The sequence below is a fragment of the Curvibacter sp. PAE-UM genome, from assembly GCF_001432305.1.
Taxonomy (GTDB): Bacteria; Pseudomonadota; Gammaproteobacteria; order Burkholderiales; family Burkholderiaceae_C; genus Hylemonella.
On record NZ_KQ483358.1, the window covers coordinates 795,519 to 814,870 of the forward strand.

Annotated in this window: 17 protein-coding genes; 12 read left to right on the forward strand and 5 right to left on the reverse strand. The window is 65.5% G+C overall.

Annotated features, from left to right (window positions below; all coding sequences use genetic code 11):
- The first annotated feature begins 2 nt into the window (after positions 1-2).
- The 6 genes from AO057_RS03920 to AO057_RS03945 all read left to right on the forward strand — a co-directional run bounded on the left by AO057_RS03920 (position 3) and on the right by AO057_RS03945 (position 6,049).
- Positions 3-737 carry an AzlC family ABC transporter permease gene (locus AO057_RS03920; protein ID WP_057674405.1) on the forward strand — a complete coding sequence of 245 codons (735 nt, stop codon included), beginning with the start codon at positions 3-5 and terminating at the stop codon, positions 735-737.
- Complete coding sequence (locus AO057_RS03925; protein ID WP_057674406.1) at positions 734-1,081, forward strand: AzlD domain-containing protein; 348 nt, start codon at positions 734-736, stop codon at positions 1,079-1,081. The genes AO057_RS03920 and AO057_RS03925 overlap by 4 nt, the downstream gene beginning before the upstream one ends.
- A gap of 89 nt (positions 1,082-1,170) precedes the next feature.
- The gene (locus AO057_RS03930; RefSeq protein ID WP_057674407.1) at positions 1,171-2,364 is read left to right on the forward strand and encodes a phosphoglycerate kinase; all 1,194 of its coding nucleotides are present in this window, start codon (positions 1,171-1,173) and stop codon (positions 2,362-2,364) included.
- 109 nt (positions 2,365-2,473) lie between these two features.
- A complete protein-coding gene (gene pyk / locus AO057_RS03935) occupies positions 2,474-3,907 on the forward strand; it encodes a pyruvate kinase (protein WP_057674408.1) in 1,434 nt (477 codons plus the stop codon).
- Positions 3,908-4,013: 106 nt separating this feature from the next.
- Positions 4,014-5,078 carry a class II fructose-bisphosphate aldolase gene (fba, locus tag AO057_RS03940; protein ID WP_057674409.1) on the forward strand — a complete coding sequence of 355 codons (1,065 nt, stop codon included), beginning with the start codon at positions 4,014-4,016 and terminating at the stop codon, positions 5,076-5,078.
- Positions 5,079-5,152: 74 nt separating this feature from the next.
- Positions 5,153-6,049, forward strand: coding sequence for a phosphoribosylaminoimidazolesuccinocarboxamide synthase (locus AO057_RS03945; RefSeq protein WP_057674410.1), 897 nt, complete (start codon positions 5,153-5,155; stop codon positions 6,047-6,049).
- 63 nt (positions 6,050-6,112) lie between these two features.
- Here AO057_RS03945 and trxA read toward each other — a convergent pair whose 3' ends face one another.
- Positions 6,113-7,075 carry a thioredoxin gene (gene trxA / locus AO057_RS03950; RefSeq protein ID WP_057674411.1) on the reverse strand — a complete coding sequence of 321 codons (963 nt, stop codon included), beginning with the start codon at positions 7,073-7,075 and terminating at the stop codon, positions 6,113-6,115.
- Positions 7,076-7,168: 93 nt separating this feature from the next.
- Here trxA and purE point away from each other — a divergent pair, with 93 nt between their 5' ends.
- From purE to AO057_RS03965, 3 genes are read left to right on the forward strand one after another with little or no spacing between them, the layout of a single operon-like run.
- Positions 7,169-7,660 carry a 5-(carboxyamino)imidazole ribonucleotide mutase gene (purE, locus tag AO057_RS03955; RefSeq protein ID WP_057674412.1) on the forward strand — a complete coding sequence of 164 codons (492 nt, stop codon included), beginning with the start codon at positions 7,169-7,171 and terminating at the stop codon, positions 7,658-7,660.
- Positions 7,657-8,844 (forward strand): 5-(carboxyamino)imidazole ribonucleotide synthase, encoded by a 1,188-nt coding sequence (locus AO057_RS03960; protein ID WP_057674413.1) that lies wholly within the window; start codon positions 7,657-7,659, stop codon positions 8,842-8,844. Before purE ends, AO057_RS03960 begins: the two co-directional genes overlap by 4 nt.
- 13 nt (positions 8,845-8,857) lie before the next feature.
- Positions 8,858-9,853, forward strand: a complete 996-nt coding sequence (locus AO057_RS03965) for an L-threonylcarbamoyladenylate synthase (protein ID WP_057674414.1) — start codon at positions 8,858-8,860, stop codon at positions 9,851-9,853.
- Positions 9,854-9,855: 2 nt separating this feature from the next.
- On the opposite strand, the gene AO057_RS03970 is transcribed toward AO057_RS03965, so the two are convergent.
- A complete protein-coding gene (locus tag AO057_RS03970) occupies positions 9,856-10,104 on the reverse strand; it encodes a SemiSWEET transporter (protein ID WP_057674415.1) in 249 nt (82 codons plus the stop codon).
- A gap of 25 nt (positions 10,105-10,129) precedes the next feature.
- Positions 10,130-11,572, reverse strand: coding sequence for a D-alanyl-D-alanine carboxypeptidase/D-alanyl-D-alanine endopeptidase (gene dacB / locus AO057_RS03975; protein WP_156404463.1), 1,443 nt, complete (start codon positions 11,570-11,572; stop codon positions 10,130-10,132).
- 37 nt (positions 11,573-11,609) lie between these two features.
- Here dacB and AO057_RS03980 point away from each other — a divergent pair, with 37 nt between their 5' ends.
- Complete coding sequence (locus tag AO057_RS03980) at positions 11,610-12,581, forward strand: DMT family transporter (protein WP_057674417.1); 972 nt, start codon at positions 11,610-11,612, stop codon at positions 12,579-12,581.
- Between the two features lie 12 nt (positions 12,582-12,593).
- On the opposite strand, the gene AO057_RS03985 is transcribed toward AO057_RS03980, so the two are convergent.
- Both AO057_RS03985 and AO057_RS03990 read right to left on the reverse strand, forming a co-directional pair.
- Entirely contained in the window at positions 12,594-16,679 is a 4,086-nt protein-coding gene (locus AO057_RS03985) for a hypothetical protein (RefSeq protein ID WP_156404464.1), read from the reverse strand.
- On the reverse strand, positions 16,676-18,016 hold the full coding sequence (locus AO057_RS03990; protein WP_240480814.1) for an ATP-binding protein: 1,341 nt from the start codon (positions 18,014-18,016) through the stop codon (positions 16,676-16,678). The genes AO057_RS03985 and AO057_RS03990 overlap by 4 nt, the downstream gene beginning before the upstream one ends.
- Positions 18,017-18,030: 14 nt before the next feature.
- On the opposite strand from AO057_RS03990, the gene tsaB reads away from it, so the two are divergent.
- Together tsaB and rimI are read left to right on the forward strand one after the other, a co-directional pair.
- Positions 18,031-18,750: a tRNA (adenosine(37)-N6)-threonylcarbamoyltransferase complex dimerization subunit type 1 TsaB gene (gene tsaB / locus AO057_RS03995; protein ID WP_057674420.1), complete on the forward strand. Its 720-nt coding sequence runs from the start codon at positions 18,031-18,033 to the stop codon at positions 18,748-18,750.
- A complete protein-coding gene (gene rimI, locus AO057_RS04000) occupies positions 18,747-19,214 on the forward strand; it encodes a ribosomal protein S18-alanine N-acetyltransferase (RefSeq protein ID WP_057674421.1) in 468 nt (155 codons plus the stop codon). Before tsaB ends, rimI begins: the two co-directional genes overlap by 4 nt.
- Positions 19,215-19,352: the final 138 nt, after the last annotated feature.

Here is a 19,352-nt window from a genome sequence, read left to right on the forward strand (position 1 = left end):
TCATGAGCAGCCTGCGCCAGGTCGTGCGCCATCCCGAATTCCGTCTGGGCATGCGCGACATGCTCTCGGTCGCGCCCGGCCTGGCGGCCTGGGGCATGATGACCGGCGTGGCGATGGTCAAGTCCGGCATGAGCCTGTTCGAGTCCATTGCCATGACCCTGCTGGTGTATGCCGGCAGTTCGCAGCTGGCGGCCATCCCGCTGATCGCAGCCGGCGCGCCCGTGCTCGTGATCTGGGCCACGGGCTTCTGCGTGAACCTGCGTTTCGTGGTGTTCAGTGCGCACATGCGGCCCTACCTCATGCACCTGCCGCGCCGCTGGCGCCTGCTGGCCGGTTACGTCACGGCCGACATCAGCTATGTGATGTTCACCAGGCGCTTCCACCAGCCGCCGCAGACCGCCGCGGAGCGCCAGACCCAGCTGGCCTACCTGATGGGCGGCTGCGCGACCAACTGGAGCAGCTGGCAGGTCGCCAGCCTGCTGGGCATCTTTCTGGCGCACTCCGTGCCCGCACACTGGGGCCTGGGTTTCGCCGGCATCCTGGCGCTGCTGGGCGTGGGCTGTTCGCTGGCCAGCAGCCGGCTGCGCATCGTTTCTGCCGGCGTGGCGGGTGCGGCGGCCGTGGCGGCTTTTGCCATGCCCTTCAAGCTCAACATCGTGGTGGCCATTGCCGCCGCCGTGGCCCTGTGTCTGCTGCTGGAGAAGACCTCGCCGTTCCGACGGGAGGCGACCCGATGAAGGAGACCGATCTCTGGACCCTGGGTGTCATCGTCGGTCTGGCTGCGGTGACGGTCCTCACGCGTTCCTTCTTTTTCATCTCCAGCAAGCCCTGGAGCCTGCCGCACTGGGCCCAGCGCGGCCTGCAGTACGCGCCCATCGCGGCGCTTTCGGCCGTGATCGTGCCCGAGATCGTGATGACACAGGGCCATCTGGTCCAGACTTGGCAGGATGCGCGCCTGTTTGCCGTGGCGGCCGGCGCCGCCTGGTATTTCTGGCGCAAGAAGAGCGCCTGGGCCATGCTGGGCACCATCGTGGTGGGCATGGCCGTCTATCTGCCGCTGCACCTGGGCCTGGGCTGGTAAGCCGGCTGACAGGCGCAGCCGCCTAAAATTGCGGGTTACATGCCGGTTTCATGATCGGCGCTCCGTTTTTTACTTCAGCCTCGATCCTCATGAACTTCCTCCGATTCCAGACCCTGTGCGAGCAGGGCAAAGCCAAGGGCCAGCGCGTCTTCATCCGCGCCGACCTCAACGTCCCGCAGGACGACCGTGGCGCCATCACCGAAGACACCCGCATCCGCGCCAGCCTGCCCTGCATCCGCATGGCCCTGGACGCCGGTGCTGCCGTTTTGGTCACCTCCCACCTAGGCCGCCCGGTGGAGGGCGAATTCAAACCCGAAGACAGCCTGGCCCCCGTGGCCCGGCGCATGGCCGAACTGCTGGGTCGCGAGGTGCCCCTGGTGGCCAACTGGGTCGACGGCGTCAGCGTGGCCCCCGGCCAGCTCGTCCTGCTGGAGAACTGCCGCCTGAACAAGGGCGAGAAAAAGAACAGCGAAGAACTGAGCAAAAAGATGGCCGCCCTGTGCGACATCTTCGTGCACGACGCCTTTGGCACCGCCCACCGCGCCGAAGCCAGTACTTACGGCATCGCCCAGTACGCCAAGACCGCCTGCGCCGGCCCCCTGTTGGCGGCCGAGATGGACGCCATCGGCAAGGCCCTGAGCGCCCCCAAACGCCCCCTGGTGGCGATTGTTGCCGGCTCCAAGGTCAGCACCAAACTCACCATCCTGAAGTCCCTGGCTGACAAGGTCGACCAGCTCATCGTGGGCGGCGGCATTGCCAACACCTTCATGCTGGCCGCCGGCCTGAAGATCGGCAAGAGCCTGGCCGAGCCCGACCTGCTGGCGGAAGCCCGGGCCGTGATCGAAGCCATGAAAGCCCGGGGCGCCGAAGTGCCGATCCCCGTGGACGTCGTCACGGCCAAGGAATTCAAGGCCGATGCCAAAGCCACCATCAAGAAAGCCACTGAAGTCGAAGCCGATGACCTGATCCTGGACATCGGGCCCGAGACCGCGAAGAAATTGGCCGAACAACTCAAAGCCGCCGGCACCATCGTCTGGAACGGCCCGGTGGGCGTGTTCGAGTTCGCGGCCTTCGAGAACGGCACGAAAGAGATCGCCAAGGCGATTGCCCAGTCCAGCGCCTTCAGCATCGCCGGCGGTGGCGACACCCTGGCGGCGATTGCCAAGTACGGCATCGAGAAGAACGTGGGCTACATCTCCACGGGCGGGGGCGCCTTCCTGGAGGTGCTGGAGGGCAAGACCCTGCCGGCTTTTGAGATCCTGGAGCGCCGGGCACAGGCTTGAACAGCTCGACCGCATGCACAACGGCCCCGACGGGGCCGTTTCATCTTGTTGTTCCGCTGTAACTAATTTCATGCCAAAATAGAAACTAAGTTACAAAGGAGACTGATACATGACGCGTCGTGAGACCAAGATTGTGGCCACCCTCGGCCCCGCTTCCAGCGATCCGGCCCTGCTCGAACAGATGATCCGTGCCGGGGTCAACATGGTCCGGCTCAATTTCAGCCACGGCAAGGCCCAGGACCACATCGACCGCGCCCGACTGGTGCGCGAGGCCGCCAAGCGCGCCGGCCGCGAGGTGGGCATCATGGCCGACCTGCAGGGTCCCAAGATCCGGGTCGGCAAGTTTGCCGATGGCAAGGCGCAGCTCAAGACCGGCCAGAAATTCGTGCTCGACGCCACCCGCACCGAACTGGGTGACGTCAACGCTGTCGGCCTGGATTACAAGGAACTGCCGCGCGACGTCAAGGCCGGCGACGTTCTCCTGCTCAACGACGGCCTGATCACCATGAAGGTCGATGCCGTCAAGGGCGAGGCCGTGCATTGCACGGTGACCATGGGCGGCGAGCTGTCCAACAACAAGGGCATCAACAAAAAGGGCGGCGGCCTGACGGCCCCGGCCCTGACCGCCAAGGACATGGAGGACATCAAGACCGCCATGAGCTTCCAGGCCGATTACGTCGCCGTGAGCTTTCCCCAGAACGCCACCGACATGGAAATGGCGCGCCAGCTCTGCAACGTGGCCGCCGCCGAGTACAACCACAAGCCCTTTCTGATCGCCAAGATCGAGCGCGCCGAGGCGATTCCGAAGCTCGAGGAAATCCTGCGCGCCAGCGACAGCATCATGGTGGCGCGCGGCGACCTGGCCATCGAGGTGGGCAATGCCGCCGTGCCGGCGCTGCAGAAGCGCATGATCAAGATGGCGCACGAGATGGACAAGACGGTGATCACCGCGACCCACATGATGGAGTCCATGATCAACAACCCCATGCCCACCCGTGCCGAGGTGAGCGACGTGGCCAACGCCGTGCTCGACGGTAGTGATGCCGTGATGACCTCGGCCGAGACCGCGGCCGGCAAGTTCCCGCTGGAGACGGTGGTCGAAATGGCCGCCATCTGCGTGGCCGCCGAAGCCGCCGAAGAGGTGAAGCTGGACGCCGACTTCAGCGGCAAGCGTTTTACGCGGATCGACCAGTCCATCGCCATGGGCGCGCTGTTCACCGCCTACCACCTGGGCGCCAAGGCCATCGTGGCGCTGACGGATTCCGGCTCGACCGCCCTGTGGATGAGCCGCCACCGCATCCACATCCCCATCTACGCCCTGACGCCCAAGGTGTCGAGCCAGCGCAAGATGACGCTGTACCGCAACGTCAGCCCCTTGCTGATGGACACCAGCGCCGACCGCGACACCGCGCTGGCCCAGGCCGAAAAGCACCTGAAGGACCGGGGCATCGTGAAAAGCGGCGACATCTACGTGATCACCTGCGGCGAACCCATGGGCTCCCCGGGCGGCACCAATATGCTGCAGATCTGCAAGGTCAGTTAAGGACCCTCGCGCCTTGGGGCGGCGCCGGCGGTGTTCACTCCAGCGGGGGAGCGGGTAAAATTGGCGGCAGTTACCGACCAGTTACCAACTTCCCTGGGGATATCACATGGCACTCGTCTCGATGCGCGAGCTGCTGGACCATGCAGCAGCCAATGGCTACGGCATTCCGGCTTTCAACGTCAACAACCTGGAGCAGGTCCAGGCCGTGATGGCCGCCGCCGACGAAGTCGGCGCGCCGGTCATCCTGCAGGCCAGTGCCGGCGCCCGCAAATACGCTGGCGAGCCCTTCATCAAGCACCTGATCCAGGCGGCGATGGAGGCCTATCCCCACATCCCCCTGGTCATGCACCAGGACCACGGCACCAGCCCCAAGGTCTGCGAGGGCGCCATCGGCCTGGGCTTCGGCTCGGTCATGATGGACGGCTCGCTCAGGGAAGACGGCAAGACCCCGGCCGACTTCGCCTACAACGTGGACGTGACGCGCAAGGTCGTCGACATGGCGCACAAGGTCGGCGTGACGGTGGAGGGTGAGCTCGGCTGCCTGGGCAACCTGGAAACGGGCGACGCCGGCGAGGAAGACGGCATCGGCGCCGAAGGCAAGCTGGACCACAGCCAGATGCTGACCGATCCCGAGGAAGCCGCCCAGTTCGTCAAGGCCACCCAGCTCGACGCGTTGGCGATTGCCATCGGCACCAGCCACGGCGCCTACAAGTTCAGCCGCCCGCCCACCGGCGACATTCTGGCCATCAGCCGCGTCAAGGAAATCCACAAGCGCATCCCCAACACCCACCTGGTGATGCACGGTTCCTCCTCGGTGCCGCAGGAACTGCTGGCCATCATCAACCAGTACGGCGGCAAGATGAAGGAAACCTACGGCGTGCCCGTCAAGGAGATCCAGGAAGCCATCAAGCACGGCGTGCGCAAGATCAACATCGACACCGACATCCGCCTGGCCATGACGGGCGCGGTGCGCAAGTTCCTGGCCGAGAACCCGGACAAGTTCGACGCCCGCGAATGGCTCAAGCCCGCGCGCGAAGCCGCCAGGCTGGTCTGCAAGGCGCGCTACCTGGAGTTCGGCTGCGAAGGCCAGGGCGCCAAGATCAAGGGCCAGGGCCTGCAGATCATGGCGACCAAGTACGCCCGTGGCGAGCTGGCCCAGCTGGTGAACTAAGACAGCGATCCCATTCTTGCGATAATTGCAGGCCCGGCGTTCCAGCGCCGGGCTTTTCTTTTTCAGGCCCCAACATGACCTCTGCCCTGCACACTTCCAGTCTCACCTCCCTGCCCCTGCTCGCGCGCGGCAAGGTGCGCGACAACTACGCCGTGGGCGAAGACCGCATCCTCATGGTGGCGTCCGACCGCATCAGCGCCTTCGACGTCATCATGGGTGAGCCCATCCCCGGCAAGGGCGAGCTGCTCACGCAGATGGCGCTGTTCTGGTTCGGCCAGCTCGGCCACATCTGCCCCAACCACCTGACCGGCGAGAACCCCGAGAGCGTGGTGACCCCGGCCGAGGTTGCGCAGGTCAAAGGCCGTGCCATGCTGGTGCAGCGCCTCAAGCCCATCCCGGTGGAAGCCGTGGTGCGCGGTTACCTGGCCGGCAGCGGCTGGACCGAATACCAGGCCAGCCAGTCGGTCTGCGGCGTCAAGCTGCCCGCCGGCCTGAAGAACGCTTCTCGGTTGCCCGAGCCCATCTACACGCCCGCGGCCAAGGCCGAGGTGGGCGAGCACGACGAGAACATCACCTACGAGAAGACCGTGCAGATGATCGGCCCCGAACTGGCCGCGAAGATCCGCGACATCTCGATCGCCATCTACAAAGCCGCCAGCGAGATCGCGCTCAAGAAGGGCATCATCATTGCCGACACCAAGTTCGAGTTCGGCCTGACCCCGGACGGCAAGCTGGTGCTGATGGACGAGGTGCTCACGCCGGACTCCTCGCGCTACTGGCCGGTCGAAGGCTACAAGGAGGGCGCCAACCCGCCCAGTTACGACAAGCAGTTCCTGCGCGACTGGCTGGAGACGGCCAAGGTCGATGGCCAGCCCTGGGGCAAGAAGGCGCCGGCGCCGAAATTGCCGCCGGAGGTCATCGAGAAGACTGCGGCCAAGTACCGCGAAGCGCTGACCCGGCTGACGACCTGATTTCAGGACGCAGCGATAAAAAAACGGCACTCGCGGGTGCCGTTTTGCATGGGTGGCGTATTTTCAGTTCAGCGCCATGCTGAGCTTGCGCCGATAGGACGACACCAGCGCCGCCTGCTCGTCCTGTTCCACGCTGGCGGGGCCAGCCAGTTCGATGCCACCAGCGCTTTTGCCGCTGGTTTCGGGGCCCGCGTTCTTGGGCTTGGGCGGCGTCAGCAGCTCCAGGATGCCGACAAAGGTCTTGCGCGGGGCTTCCCCGTCCCACTTCTTGTCGCGCATGATGATTTCCAGCAGCTCGTCCAGCGCAGCCACCCACTCGTTGGCCACCATCAGCACGCGGGCCTTGGCGAAGCGCGCCTCGAAGTCACGCTTGTTGGCGGTGATCAGCTGCTCGAACTTTGGCAGCGGCCATTGGCCGCGTGGGTCGGTGCTGACGAACTCCAGTGCGTTGAGCCATTGCTGCAAGGCCTCGAAACGCAGCGCCACCGGGATCTGCGCCAGCGCCGGGGCCAGTGCGCCGGCCGCCTCGGCCAGGTGACCCGTGCCGATGAGCAGCTTGACGTAGTCGTAACGCAGTTCGTCGTTGCCGGGTTCGGCCCGCAGGGCCTCGTCCATGCGGGCAATGGCGCTGGCGATGTCGCCCGAGGCCAGGGCTTCCTGCGCCTCGTTGATCTCTTCCGGCACTGTCTCCTGCGCGCCCTCACCCGGCAGGTGCTTGTCGAGGAATTCGCGCAGCTTGCCTTCGGGCAGGGCGCCCATGAAACCGTCCACGGGCTTGCCGCCCATCATGAGCACGCAGGTCGGGATGCTGCGGATGCCGAAGGCTGCGGCCAGTTCCTGCTGCTGGTCCGAGTCGATCTTGGCCAGCACGAAGCGCCCCTCATAGGCCGTTTCCAGCTTTTCCAGGATGGGGCCCAGGGACTTGCAGGGGCCACACCACGGGGCCCAGAAATCGACCAGCACGGGCACGGACATGGAGGCCTGGATGACCTCGGTTTCGAAGTTTTCGGTGGTGATATCGATCATTTGGGGCTGCCGGGGGCAAAAAAGTAAAATTCAGTCCTGATCATTTGCGGGACAGACCGCAGGCGCGCCGCGGCTAGTTCTGTCCTCAACATTATGAAAACTATTATTGGTGTAGTCATGGGCTCCAGTTCGGACTGGGACACCATGCAACAGGCAGTCCAGATTCTCCACCACTTTGGCATTGGCCACGAAGCCAAGGTGGTGTCGGCGCACCGCATGCCCGATGACATGTTTGCCTATGCCGAGTCGGCCGCCGGCCGCGGGCTGAAAGCCATCATCGCCGGTGCCGGCGGCGCGGCGCATCTGCCGGGCATGCTGGCTGCCAAGACCACGGTGCCCGTGCTGGGTGTGCCGGTGCCCAGCAAGCACCTGCAGGGCGTGGATTCGCTGCACAGCATCGTGCAGATGCCCAAGGGCATCCCGGTGGCCACCTTCGCCATCGGCGCCGCCGGGGCCGCCAATGCCGCGCTGTTTGCCGTGGCCATGCTGGCCAACGACGACCCGGCCCTGCGTGCCAAGCTGGAAGCCTTCCGCGCCGAGCAGACCGCCACCGCGCGCGGCATGAGCCTGCCGCCCGCGATATGAGCACAACCCCACTTTCCGGCCGCATCCTCCCCGGCACCCTGGTCAACGGCCAGCCCGCCACCCTGGGCGTGATGGGCGGCGGCCAGCTCGGCCGCATGTTCGTGCATGCCGCGCAGCGCATGGGTTATTTCACCGCCGTGCTCGACCCCGACGCGGCCAGCCCGGCCGGCCTGGTCAGCCACCACCATATCCAGACCGCCTACCTCGACGAGCAGGGCCTGGCGCAGCTGATGCAGCGCTGTGCCGCCATCACCACCGAGTTCGAGAACGTGCCGGCGCCCGCCCTGGTGACATTGGGTGCACACCGCCCGGTGGCGCCCGGCGCCGACGCCGTGGCCATCGCGCAGGACCGCGCCCAGGAGAAGGCGCATTTCACGCGCTGCGGCGTGCCGGTGGCACCGAACGCGGTGATCGAAACCGCGGCGCAGCTGGCGACGGTGCCCGATGCGCTGCTGCCTGGCATCCTCAAAACCGCCCGCATGGGTTACGACGGCAAGGGCCAGATGCGTGTGAAGACGCGCGCCGAGCTGGCCGCCGCCTGGGACGAACTCAAGCACGTGCCCTGCGTGCTGGAGAAGATGCTGCCGCTGGCGGCCGAGTGTTCGGTCATCGTCGCGCGCGGCTGGGACGGCCAGATCGTCAACTTTCCCGTGCAGCGCAACCTGCATCGCGAGGGCATCCTGGCCGTCACCGAGGTTTTTGAGGGCAATGTGCCGGCCGCGCTGGCGGCGCAGGCCATCGCCGCCACGAAGTCGATCGCCGAGGGCCTGCGTTATGTGGGCGTGCTCTGCGTGGAGTTCTTCATCCTGCAGGACGGCTCTCTGGTGGTCAACGAGATGGCCCCGCGCCCGCACAACAGCGGCCACTACAGTGTCGACGCCTGCGACCACTCGCAGTTCGACCTGCAGGTGCGTACCCTGACCGGCCTGCCCCTGGTGCAGCCGCGCCTGCACAGCCCCAGCACCATGCTCAACCTGCTGGGCGACATCTGGCTGGCCTTCCAGGACGCACCGCCCTGGGACCAGGTGCTGGCCCTGCCTGGCACGCACCTGCATCTCTACGGCAAGCTCAAGGCCAGCAAGGGCCGCAAGATGGGCCATCTCAACATCACCGGCCCCACCGTGGACGAGGTGCGTGCCACCGCGCTTGCGGCGGCCAGGATCCTGGGCATCGAGCCCTTCTGAGCAGGAGCGCAGCGTGATCCTCGACGGACGGGATCCGGCCTCGGTCGCTGCCGCGGCGCAGGCCTTGCGGGCCGGCGAACTGGTCGGTCTGCCGACCGAGACCGTCTACGGCCTGGGGGCCGACGCGGCCAGCGACAGCGCGGTGGCGAAGATATTCACCGCCAAGGGCCGGCCCAGCGACCACCCGTTGATCGTGCACGTAGCCGACGCCAGCGGTGTGGAGCATTTCGCACGCGAGGTGCCGGCCTTCGCCCACAAACTCATGCAGTCCTTCTGGCCCGGCCCGCTCACGCTGATCCTGCCGCGCCGTCCCGAGGTGGGCGCGGCGGCCGCAGGTGGCCAGGGCTCGATCGGCCTGCGCTGCCCCGCGCACCCCGTGGCGCATGCCCTGCTGCTGGCGGCCCGCGCGCTGGGTGTGCACGGCGTGGCCGCACCCAGCGCCAACCAGTTCGGACGCGTCAGCCCGACCACCGCCGCACATGTGCAGGGCGAGTTTGGCGACAGCCTGCTGGTTCTCGACGGCGGCGCCTGTTCCGTGGGCATCGAATCCACCATCATCGACTGCACGCGCGGCGTTCCGGTGCTGCTGCGCCCGGGTCGCATCACACGCGAACAGGTGCAGTCGGCCTGCGGCCTGCGCCTGCTGGACAAAGAGGATGTTGCCTCGCCCGCGCCGCGCGCCTCGGGCACGCTGGAAGCGCATTACGCACCGAACGCCAAGCTGCGCCTGATGGAGGGTCGCGCGCTGCAGACGGCGCTGGACGTGCTGGGCAAGGATTTCGACGGCGCCACCATTGCCGTCTACGCACGCAGCCTGCTGCGTGTGCCTTCCGCGAAAGTGCTGTACCGGCGCATGCCGGACGATGCGGGCGCCGCTGCGCAACAGCTGTTCGCCGTGCTGCGTGACTTCGATGCACAGCGTGCCCATCTGATCTGGGTCGAGACGCCGCCCGGGACACCGGACTGGGAAGGCGTGAGCGACCGTCTGCAGCGCGCCGCCGCCAGCTGAGTTCAGCGGTAACGCAGCTTCATCACCAGGATGGCCAGGGCCAGCGCCAGCGTGACGGCGTTGGCCACCATCAGCGGCCAGGCCGACAGCAAGACGCCATAGACCAGCCAGAGCGCCACACCCGCGGCAAACATGGAATACATGCCCAGCGAGATGCCGCTGACGTCACGCGTGCGAAAGGTGTGCAGGGCCTGGGGCAGGAAACTCAGGGTGGTCAGGCTGGCGGCGATGTAGCCGATGACGTCGTTCATGTGCGGTCTGCCGGTGGGTCGAGGTTCAATCGGGTTTTTTCTTCCGGCCCGGTGCCGGTTGCTGCGCCACCCATTCGACCAGGGCTTCCATGGCCGGGCGCGTGGCGCCGGCATTGGGGTGGTTCACCATGGCGACCAGCACGTAGCGCCGGCCACCGTCGGCATGCACGATGCCGGCGACGGATGCCACATCACGCAGGCTGCCGGTTTTCAGATGGGCGTTGCCCCTGGCGCGCCAGCGGCTGGGCCGCAGCGTGCCGTCCTGGCCGCTGATGGGCAGCGAGCTCATGAGTTCGGGCATCAGCGGCGAGGCCCAGGCGTATTGCAGCAGGCGCGCCAGTGCGCCAGCCGTCATGCGGTCTTCGCGCGACAGCCCCGAGCCGTTGGCGATCTGCGGCACTTCCTCGCTGCCAAAGCGCTGGCGCCACCATTCGCGCAGCAGTTCGCGCGAACCCATCAGCGTGCCGCGGCCCTGCTGTTGCAGGCTCAGCGTGAGGAAGAGCTGTTGCGTCATCACGTTGTTGCTGTACTTGTTGATGTCGCGCACCACCTCGGCCAGCGGCGGCGATTCCAGCGCGAAGGCCGGCGCCAGGCCCTCGGGCACAGCGCCGTAGCGCACCTTGCCCTGCAGCTGGCCGCCGATGGCGCGCCACATGCCCTCGATGGCGCGCACGCCATAGCTGGCCGGGTCCGCATAGGCCAGCGGCCAGACTTTCTCATTGCAGGCGGCCGGATAGCGGCCGGCGAAGCGCGGTAATGCCGGGTCGGAGAAGTCGGCCCGCAGCGTGCTGCGGTAGTCGTTGCAATCGGTTTCGCGCAGCGGCACGTGGCTGGGCCAGGTCACGCCGGCCAGCGGCGGTTCGACGTGCACGTGCGCGGCGTTGGCGCCACGCTCGGGCACGAAGGTCAGGAGCACCGACTTGAAGTTCAGCAGCAGCGCATCGGGCGCGGCGTTGTAGGGCCGCAGCGGTTCGCCGTCGAACTCGGCGGGGTCGTGTGCGACGGCTTCGAAGGCGCTGCGGTCGAGCACGATGTCGCCCGCAATGTTGCGGATGTCCAGGCCCTGCACACGGCGCAACAGCAGCCACAGGCGTTCGACCACCAGCTTGGGGTCGCCCTGGCCCTTGATGTAGAGATTGCCGTAGAGCGTGCCCTCGCGCGCCGTGCCTTCCATGTAGACCGGTGTGTTCCAGGTCCAGGTCGGCCCCAGGGTTTCCAGGGCCGCCAAGGTGGTCACCAGCTTCATCACCGAGGCCGGGTTCATGGGGGTGCCCGCACGGTGGCTGAGCAGCGGCGTGTTGTTGCCCCCGGCTTCCTCGACCACCACACCGAAGGCGTCGGCCGGCACCTTGGCGCGCGCCAGCGCCTTGATCACGCTGGGGGGCAGGGCGGTGTCCCGGGCCTGGGCCGGGTTGCCGGCCAGGAGCAGGAGGCAGGTGAGCAGAGGCAGCAAGCGCAGGGAGGACATGGCAACAAGTCTAACGCCGGCCACCGATAATGCAGGCATGCATTTCCTCAAGGGCCAGTCCCCGCGCACCATCGGCATCGCGGCGGCGGTCATCACCGTCGGTATCTGGACTGCCTTCATCGTCATCGCCCGCGCCTCGGCCCAGGGTTCGCTCGGCCCCTTCGATATTGCGCTGGCACGCATCATCGGCGCCAGCGCCGTGCTGCTGCCCCTGGGCTGGTGGCTGGTGCGGCGTGATCGCATGCAGGGGGCGGACACGGCCTCGTCCTTCTTCGGCCTGTCGCCACTGGCGCTGCGCGTGACGGCGCTGTGCGGTCTGTTCGGTGGTTTCGGTTATGCCCTGCTGGCCTATGCGGGTTTCTTCTACGCCCCGGCGGCACACGCCTCGGTGCTCATGCCGGGCAGCCTGCCGCTGTGGACCACGCTGCTGGCGGCGCTGATGCTGGGCACGCCCATCCTGCCGGCGCGCATCATCGGCCTGGCCTGCATCGTGGGGGGCGACCTGCTGGTGGGCGGGGCCAGCCTGCTGCGCGCCTTCGAAGGCGGCGAGGTCTGGAAGGGTGACCTGCTCTTCATGAGTGCGGCCCTGAGCTGGTCGGCCTACAGTGTGCTGGCGCGCCGTCACGGGCTGGATGCCGTGCGCGCCACGACAGCGGTCACCGTGTTCGCGCTGTTCAGCTACCTGCCCTTTTATCTGCTGCTGCAGGGACTGGGCGCCATCGAGAGCCGGCTGTTCACCGCACCGCTGGGTGAGCTGCTGTTCCAGGTGGTCTTCCAGGGTGTGGGCTCGGTGGTGATCTCGGGCATCACCTTCGTGCGCATGATCCAGTATTTCGGCCCGGTGCGCTCGACCATGATCACGGCCCTGGTGCCCGGCCTCTCGGCCCTGGGCGCTGTCATCTTCCTGGGCGAGCCGCTGCACGCCAACCTGCTGGCCGGCCTGGTGCTGGTGACGGTGGGCATCACCTTCGGGGTGCGCAAATCGGCGCAGACCGCCGGCAAGGCGTAGCGGCTCCAGGGTTTACGTCGTCTGGGGCGGGGGCAGCGAGCAGTCCAGCACCAGCACGGCGATCTTGTGCCGATGCTGCTCCGGGATGCTGGTCGTCAGCCGTTGTTGCAATTCAGCCGGGGTTTTTGGGCGGGTGCCGCCGTCGAGCGGAGTGGCCTTTTGCCAGGAACCGCCGAACCATAAGACCAGATAGAGGCCGAAGCCGCCGCACGCTGGGTCGCGAGTGTATTTGGCAATCAATTGCGCTTCGATGGCTTTCCACAGATCGGGGTTCCATTCGCATTTGATCTCGATCGGAATGCTGTAGCCCTCGGCCGACACCTTGATATCGGCGCGCTTGTCGTCCGCGTAGCGTACTTCCGGCTCGGCGGTGATGGTCAGCGATTCAAGACGCAGCTTCAAGTCGGAAAGCAAGGCGTTGCGGCACTCCTCCTCTGACTTGGGCTTGGCGTCGGCCCAGTATTGCCGGTAGTCATTGGTGTTCTCATCGCGTATTCGGCGGATGAGCTGGCGCAGGTGGTCCTGCGTGAGCGCCCACAGATCGGCGGCGCTGGCTGGCTTCAGGTTAGCCAGCGTGTTGCAGACCCTGAGCACGCCGGCGGGCTGGAAGTGGGCCTTGCGGCGGGTGATCTGCTGGTCGAAAATCGCGCGCCTCAGCACCTCTTTCCAATGAGTTAACTTTGGATTGTTCTGTAAACGGGTCAAAGCCTCCGTGGCTTCGTGGTCGGGTAGTCCGGCCAGCGTCGTGAAGAGACCCTCAAGGAAGCTACCCAGCTCCATGGCGGGGGTTACCCAACCGGCTCCTGACCGCCATGTCCGCGGATTGCTACGCGGTCCTAGCAACTGAATCAAAAGCTCCAGCACAGCGACGGGCCAAACAGGGCGAGGATCATCTCGCTCCTGGCGCTGCGCGCGCAGGAGATCGGCCAAGTGGCTGCCGCGCAGCTGTGATTGACTAACATAGTGGCGGGGGGGCTCCAGGTACAGCGTGGGGGCGAGCTGCAAGCCCGCTCCCAGCCAATAGACGTGCTGGGCGACATCCAGGGATTTGTCGCTCAATTTCGCGGCGATGAGGTCGAGCGCAGCGTCTTTGTCGAGCCGGTGGAGTGCCGCCGCGATGAGCAGGCGCAGGCTACCCAGTTGTCTTTTGTGTGCCTTGGCAGGAAAGCGCGCAATCAATGTCGGCACGATCTCGCGCGCCAGCGCGGCGTAATCGGGGTCATGGGCCAGTTGATACAGACCGGAGACGTGTTCTTTCTTTGCTGCAATCTCGTTAGTGGCGAGCGGTAGCATGACGCGAGCCAGAATATCGGGGCGCGTGACCAACAGCGACTTGAACCACTTGGGGCGGTTTTCGTAGTCGTTGGTCAACCGGAAGGCGACCACGGTTTCCAGCAGATTGTCCGGCAGCGCCAATGCTGTGGCGGGGTCTTCTTCCTGGCGTAGCGCCATCGCGGCCAGACAGGGTGTGGCCAGGTTGTAGCGGCGTTGCTTGGCATGAAGATCAAGGATGCCCTGCATCGACGGCAAATCCTTGCGCCACAGGCACTGGCGCAGGCCGTGCAGTGCCTGCCTCACCCAGTCGTGATCTTGATTCAACAGATTCAGCAGCCGCTCTTGCGGTGTGTCGCCTGGAGTGTCATGAAAGAAATGAAGGTAGGCGTTGCCGACCGCGACGAGTGCGCCCAAATCCGCTGCTTCCGTTTGGAAACTGGGCAACGCTTTGCGAAAGAATTCAATTTTTTGCCGCTCTTCTTCTTCGATTCTTCGCTTGTGCTCGATCTCAAAATTGATGTGTTCCTGCTCTGGGGCGTTGGGTGGATAAGGACACTGCAGGAATCCGTCTATCCATGGCACATCGCCGTGATGAGTCGTGCGCAATGCTTCCAGCAATTCGAGCGCTGGGTCGATGCCAGATGTGCGCTCGGTGAAATAGAAGGCCATGGCGAGCAAATGCCGGCGCTGGGCATCCGGCGTCATTTTGCTGGCTAGTCCCAGATACCATTGGTCCGCATCTGGAGGCTCCGGCGCCTGATAGAGAAGCTTTTGCAGTTGCCAAAAGGTGAGGCCAGCGTTCTGCTCGTCGAGTTGCTGTTGCAGTCCGTATTCGAACAGAGCTTTGTAGCGATCAGAGTGAACCCTCAACCATTCACGGATGGCGGATTGATGCTCGTGGTCAAGGGGACAGTAGAAGTGCGGCCCCAGGCCAAGCGAGAGCCAGCGATACAAGCGAGGTACATCGATTTCGGTGCCGTAAACCGTTAGTCCACGGCACAACAGCTTGCCGATGATATCGGCGGAATCCCGCCGATCGCGCTGATTGTCCAGTTGGTAGCCCTGAGCGATCAAGGCGTCCAGCAAGATGGGAATGTCCTCGACGGGCGCGTATTTGTCCGCTAAGTGATGCCAGAACTCCCAATAAGCGCCGATAAGAGCATCGGACTTGGGTTTCTGGAAGTAGCGCCAGAGGGTGACGGCGGGAATCTGCCCCGGGTAAAGGGTAGCTAAGAGGGTGCCGAACAGTTCGTCTTCTGCATCCTTGACGCGATCTGCGGCAATGTCCTGCAGCAGTTGTAAAGAGACGGACCAATTGTTGGTCTGTTTCTCTTGTGCGAGTAATACACGCAAGGCCTCGGCACGCGAACCAGGCCAATAGCTCGCATCGCGAATTACCTGCTCAAGTTCCGATTTGAGACCCGGCATGGCTTGTCCGTGTGCCAGCGCATCGAGCACGCAGTCCACCAGAGCGAGGTGAGGTGGACCGCGGTCAGGAGAAGTTAGCACCGCGCGGAAGGCCTCTTCCATGTCGGCTGTGGCCAGGGCGCCAAACGGCTCGCTGCTCCAGTCCTGGCTGCGGAAGAAGGTGTAACGCCGGGCTTCTTGGCCTAGTGCTTCCAGCACCTTCAGTTTTTCCGCACGCCTGAAGTCGTGCACGTCACCGTAAAGCACGACGCCTAGCGGATCGTGCGTGATTAGCTCCGCACGTACGTCGCCGATGGTTAAGGCAGCCAGCCAGGCGTGCAGGCCGCGCAGCTCGGGCACGGTGCCGCCGTCCTCGCCCAGCATCAGCGTCAGCAGGCGACCTGTTGGCAGGCCCGCTTGGAGGCGTTCCAGCAAATACCGAGCCCCCAGATACTCCGCCACCGTGCGGTGCACGGGATAGAACAGGCCGCCCGCACCCCGGAACAAGCGGGTGCCCAGGACCGCACGGCAGCTAGCCCACTCCGGCGTGCCGGGGAGCTGGGTGGGCAGATCGTTGAGGGCGAACGAATCGGTCGGCGTGTTGTCCGCTCGCTGCAACGCCCAGGATGTTTTGCCAGACAGCAGCAACACGGCGCATAGGTATTCGGCCGCGCGCAGCAATTCGGTATGCGGGTGTGGGGCTTCGTGCTGGGCGGCGCGATGTTCCGGGCTTGCTTCCCTGACCAGCTCGGCGCAGGCTTGGTCATAGGTTTGCAGCCGGCTGCCGGGCCAGCCGCTGGCGGTCGCTTTGACCAGCATGCGCAGGTTTTGCGGGTTGTCGAGCAAGCCATCAAGCCCACGCCGTTCAGCTTCCTGGAGAAAGACATCGGCTTGTTCGGCGTCTGTACTGCGCCAGAATGCCACCAGCGTTCGCTTCTCCTCGCGGCTCAAGGGTTCCAGATGCAGTTCGAGAAAGTCCTGGGGGCCGACGAGCCTTTGGAGTGCGGCGCTGTCTGCGCTGCCGCGCCAGTCCGCTTCGCGGCAGGAGATGCGAAAGCGCGGCACGCCCAGTGCCTGTAGCTTGGCGCGTATGCGACCCAAGGCGGTGTCGCCAGGCGCGGCGCCGGAGGAAATTTCGTCGAGCCCGTCGATGAACAAGGGCTCGTGCCAGTTGTTGCCGGGGCCGATTTCCACGAAGTCACGCGCGCTGAGACAGGTACCCTCTTCGGCCTGGTTGCGCTCCGTGAAAACATCACTCTTACCGGCTCCAGGGTCGCCGATCAGCACCCAGGCGTGTACTCCGCTGTAATGGCTGACGGGTTGAGAATCTGGCTGTCGCTCGCCTTGTGCCGTGCGCACGCGCACCCTGCGCTCAAGCGGCAAACGGTCTGGTGCGGACGCGACGGGGGTATTCATGCCGGTTCGAGCCAATGCGACAGCGGATACGAGAGAAACTCAGTGAGCGGCACGCCCCCAGCACCAACTAGCAGGCGGCGGCAATGTGGATGCTGGTTTGTGAAGGCTTGCAGGCCGTCCAGCGCCCCTTGGCGGGTAGTGCTCTTGACTTCAATAGCCGTGAGCCGCTGGGCATCGGAAATCACGAAGTCCACCTCGTGCGGACTCTCACGCCAGTAGTGGACTTGCTCCGTGCTGCCGGCCGTGTTGCACAAATGCGCGCCGACCGCGCTTTCGACCAGACGCCCCCAGTGGGATCGGTCTGCCCGTGCCTGTGCAAAGGTGTAGGGCATGGCGCTGGACATGAGCGCCGTGTTCAGCACGTTGAATTTTGGGGGCGACTTGCGCTGCCGGGCCACGCCACGATGGTACTTGTGCAAGCCGACCAGCAAGCCCGCGTGGCCCAGCAAGTCCAGATAACCGGCCAGGGTGGTCTCGTTGCCGGCGTCTTCCAGCTCGCCCTTGACCTTGCCCAGCGCGAGGATTTGCCCGGAGTAGCTGCAACCCAGCGTGAAGAGCTGCTTGAGCAGCGCGGGCTTGTCCACGCGCGTCATTTGCAGGATGTCGGTATCGATGCTGGGCTGCACCAGGCTGCCCAGCACGTAATTGCGCCAGCGTTCTTCTTCGCGGATAAACGGGGCGCTGCCTGGGTAGCCGCCGAAGTACACGTATTCGTCCAGCGCGAAATCGAAGGCTTCCTGCATCTCGGGATAGGACCAATGCGTGAGGGGGATCAGTTCATAACGACCGGTCAAGCTTTCGGTCAGACCTTTCTGCATCAGCAGTGGCGAACTGCCGAGCAGGATGACGTGCATGGGCAGGTTGGCGGCGCGGTCGGCATCCCACAGGCCCTTGACGACTTCCGACCAGCGCGGGATTTTCTGGATTTCATCGATGGCGAGCACAAAGGGTTGATCTTCGTGCCGGGTTCGATGCGCCTTGCAGGCCTCGCGCGCGCGCTGCCACTGGCGGATGAGCCAGGCGGCATCGCGCGGTGCGCCGGGCAGTTCGGTGGTGGATTCCGCTACGAAGCCGAAGGGTGGCCGCGAGGGGGGCTCGCCATATTGGTCGACGGCGATAAACTGCGAGGCCACGTCGGTCAGCGCGGCCCGGACCAGCGTGGTCTTGCCGACTTGGCGCGGCCCGGCCACGATGGTGATGAAACGGGGAGCCTCGGCGAGCCGTTCCCGCAGTGCCTTGGTTTGTGGTCGTTCGTACCGCATAAAATACTGAGTAAATTTACTCAGTATTGTGGTCGTCGATCTTTTCTGCGTCAAGACGGGGTTTTGATCGCGCATCTGCAAAAGGTTTCATGAAACTGCTCGCTTTCGACACCAGCACCGAGCTGATCTCCATCGCCGTGACGCGGCAGGTGGATGGCCAGGCCCGCATGTGGCAGCACACCGGCGCGGGTGGTGCGCAGGCCTCTAGCGCGATGATCCCGGCCATCGAGACCCTGATGGCCGAGGCCGGACTGAGGTTCGAGGAACTCGACGCCATCGCCTTCGGCCGCGGGCCGGGCTCCTTCACCGGCCTGCGCACGGCCTGTGCCGTGGCCCAGGGCCTGGGTTTCGGCGCCAATGTGCCGCTGCTGCCGGTGGACACGCTGCTGGCGGTGGCCGAGGAGGCGCGCGCGCAGCAGGCACCGCAGCAGCAAAACCTGCGCCTGCTGGCCCTGCTCGACGCCCGCATGGGTGAGCTCTATGCCGCACGCTATGCCTATGCCGCAGGCAGCTGGCAGCAGCAGGCCGATTTCAGCCTGCTCAAGCCCGAGCAGCTGGTGCTGGGCGATGCCCAGGCCCTGGCTGGCAATGTATTTGCCGAGTACGGCGAGCGCCTGTCGCTGCCGCCCGAGCTGCCTTGCTGGCAGGCCCTGCCCACGGCAGCGGCCATGCTGCGGCTGGCCCCGACCTTGTTGGCTGCGGGCAACGCCGTGGCCGCGGCTGATGCCCTGCCGCGCTATATCCGCGATAAAGTGGCGCAGACCACGCAGGAGCGCGCCGCCGCCAAGGCAGCAATCGATACGCGATGAGTGCCGTTCTCGAACCTGTCGAAGCCCGCCTCGAGCCGCTCGATGCCACGCTGCTCGAACAGCTGCTGCCGATCGAGCAGCACGCCTACCCGCACCCCTGGACACGCGGCAACTTCATGGATGCGCTGCGCTCGGGTTACCACGCCCGTGTGCTGCTGGCCGGTGGGGAACTGCTGGGGTATTACGTGGCCATGCAGGGCGTGGACGAAGTGCACCTGCTCAACATCACGGTGGCGCCCGAGTACCAGCGCCAGGGCTGGGGGCGCGTCATGCTCGACGCGCTGGCCCTGTGGGCGCGCGGCCTGGGCGCGCAGTGGCTCTGGCTGGAGGTCCGCCTGAGCAACACGCGCGCCATCGCCATCTACGAATCGCACGGCTACCGCCGCGTCGGCCTGCGCAAGGCCTATTACCCCGCCGGCCATGGCCAGCGCGAGGATGCGGTGGTCATGAGCCTGCGTCTGTGACAATGCAGCCATGAGTCTGCAACTGGACGCGCGCCAACGCGCAATGCTTGCTGAAATGGGGGTTCGGGTCTTCAGACCCGAAGCCCCGGTGGGCGCACTGGACGACGCCCCCCCCGGCCCCCCCCCCCGGGGGGGGGG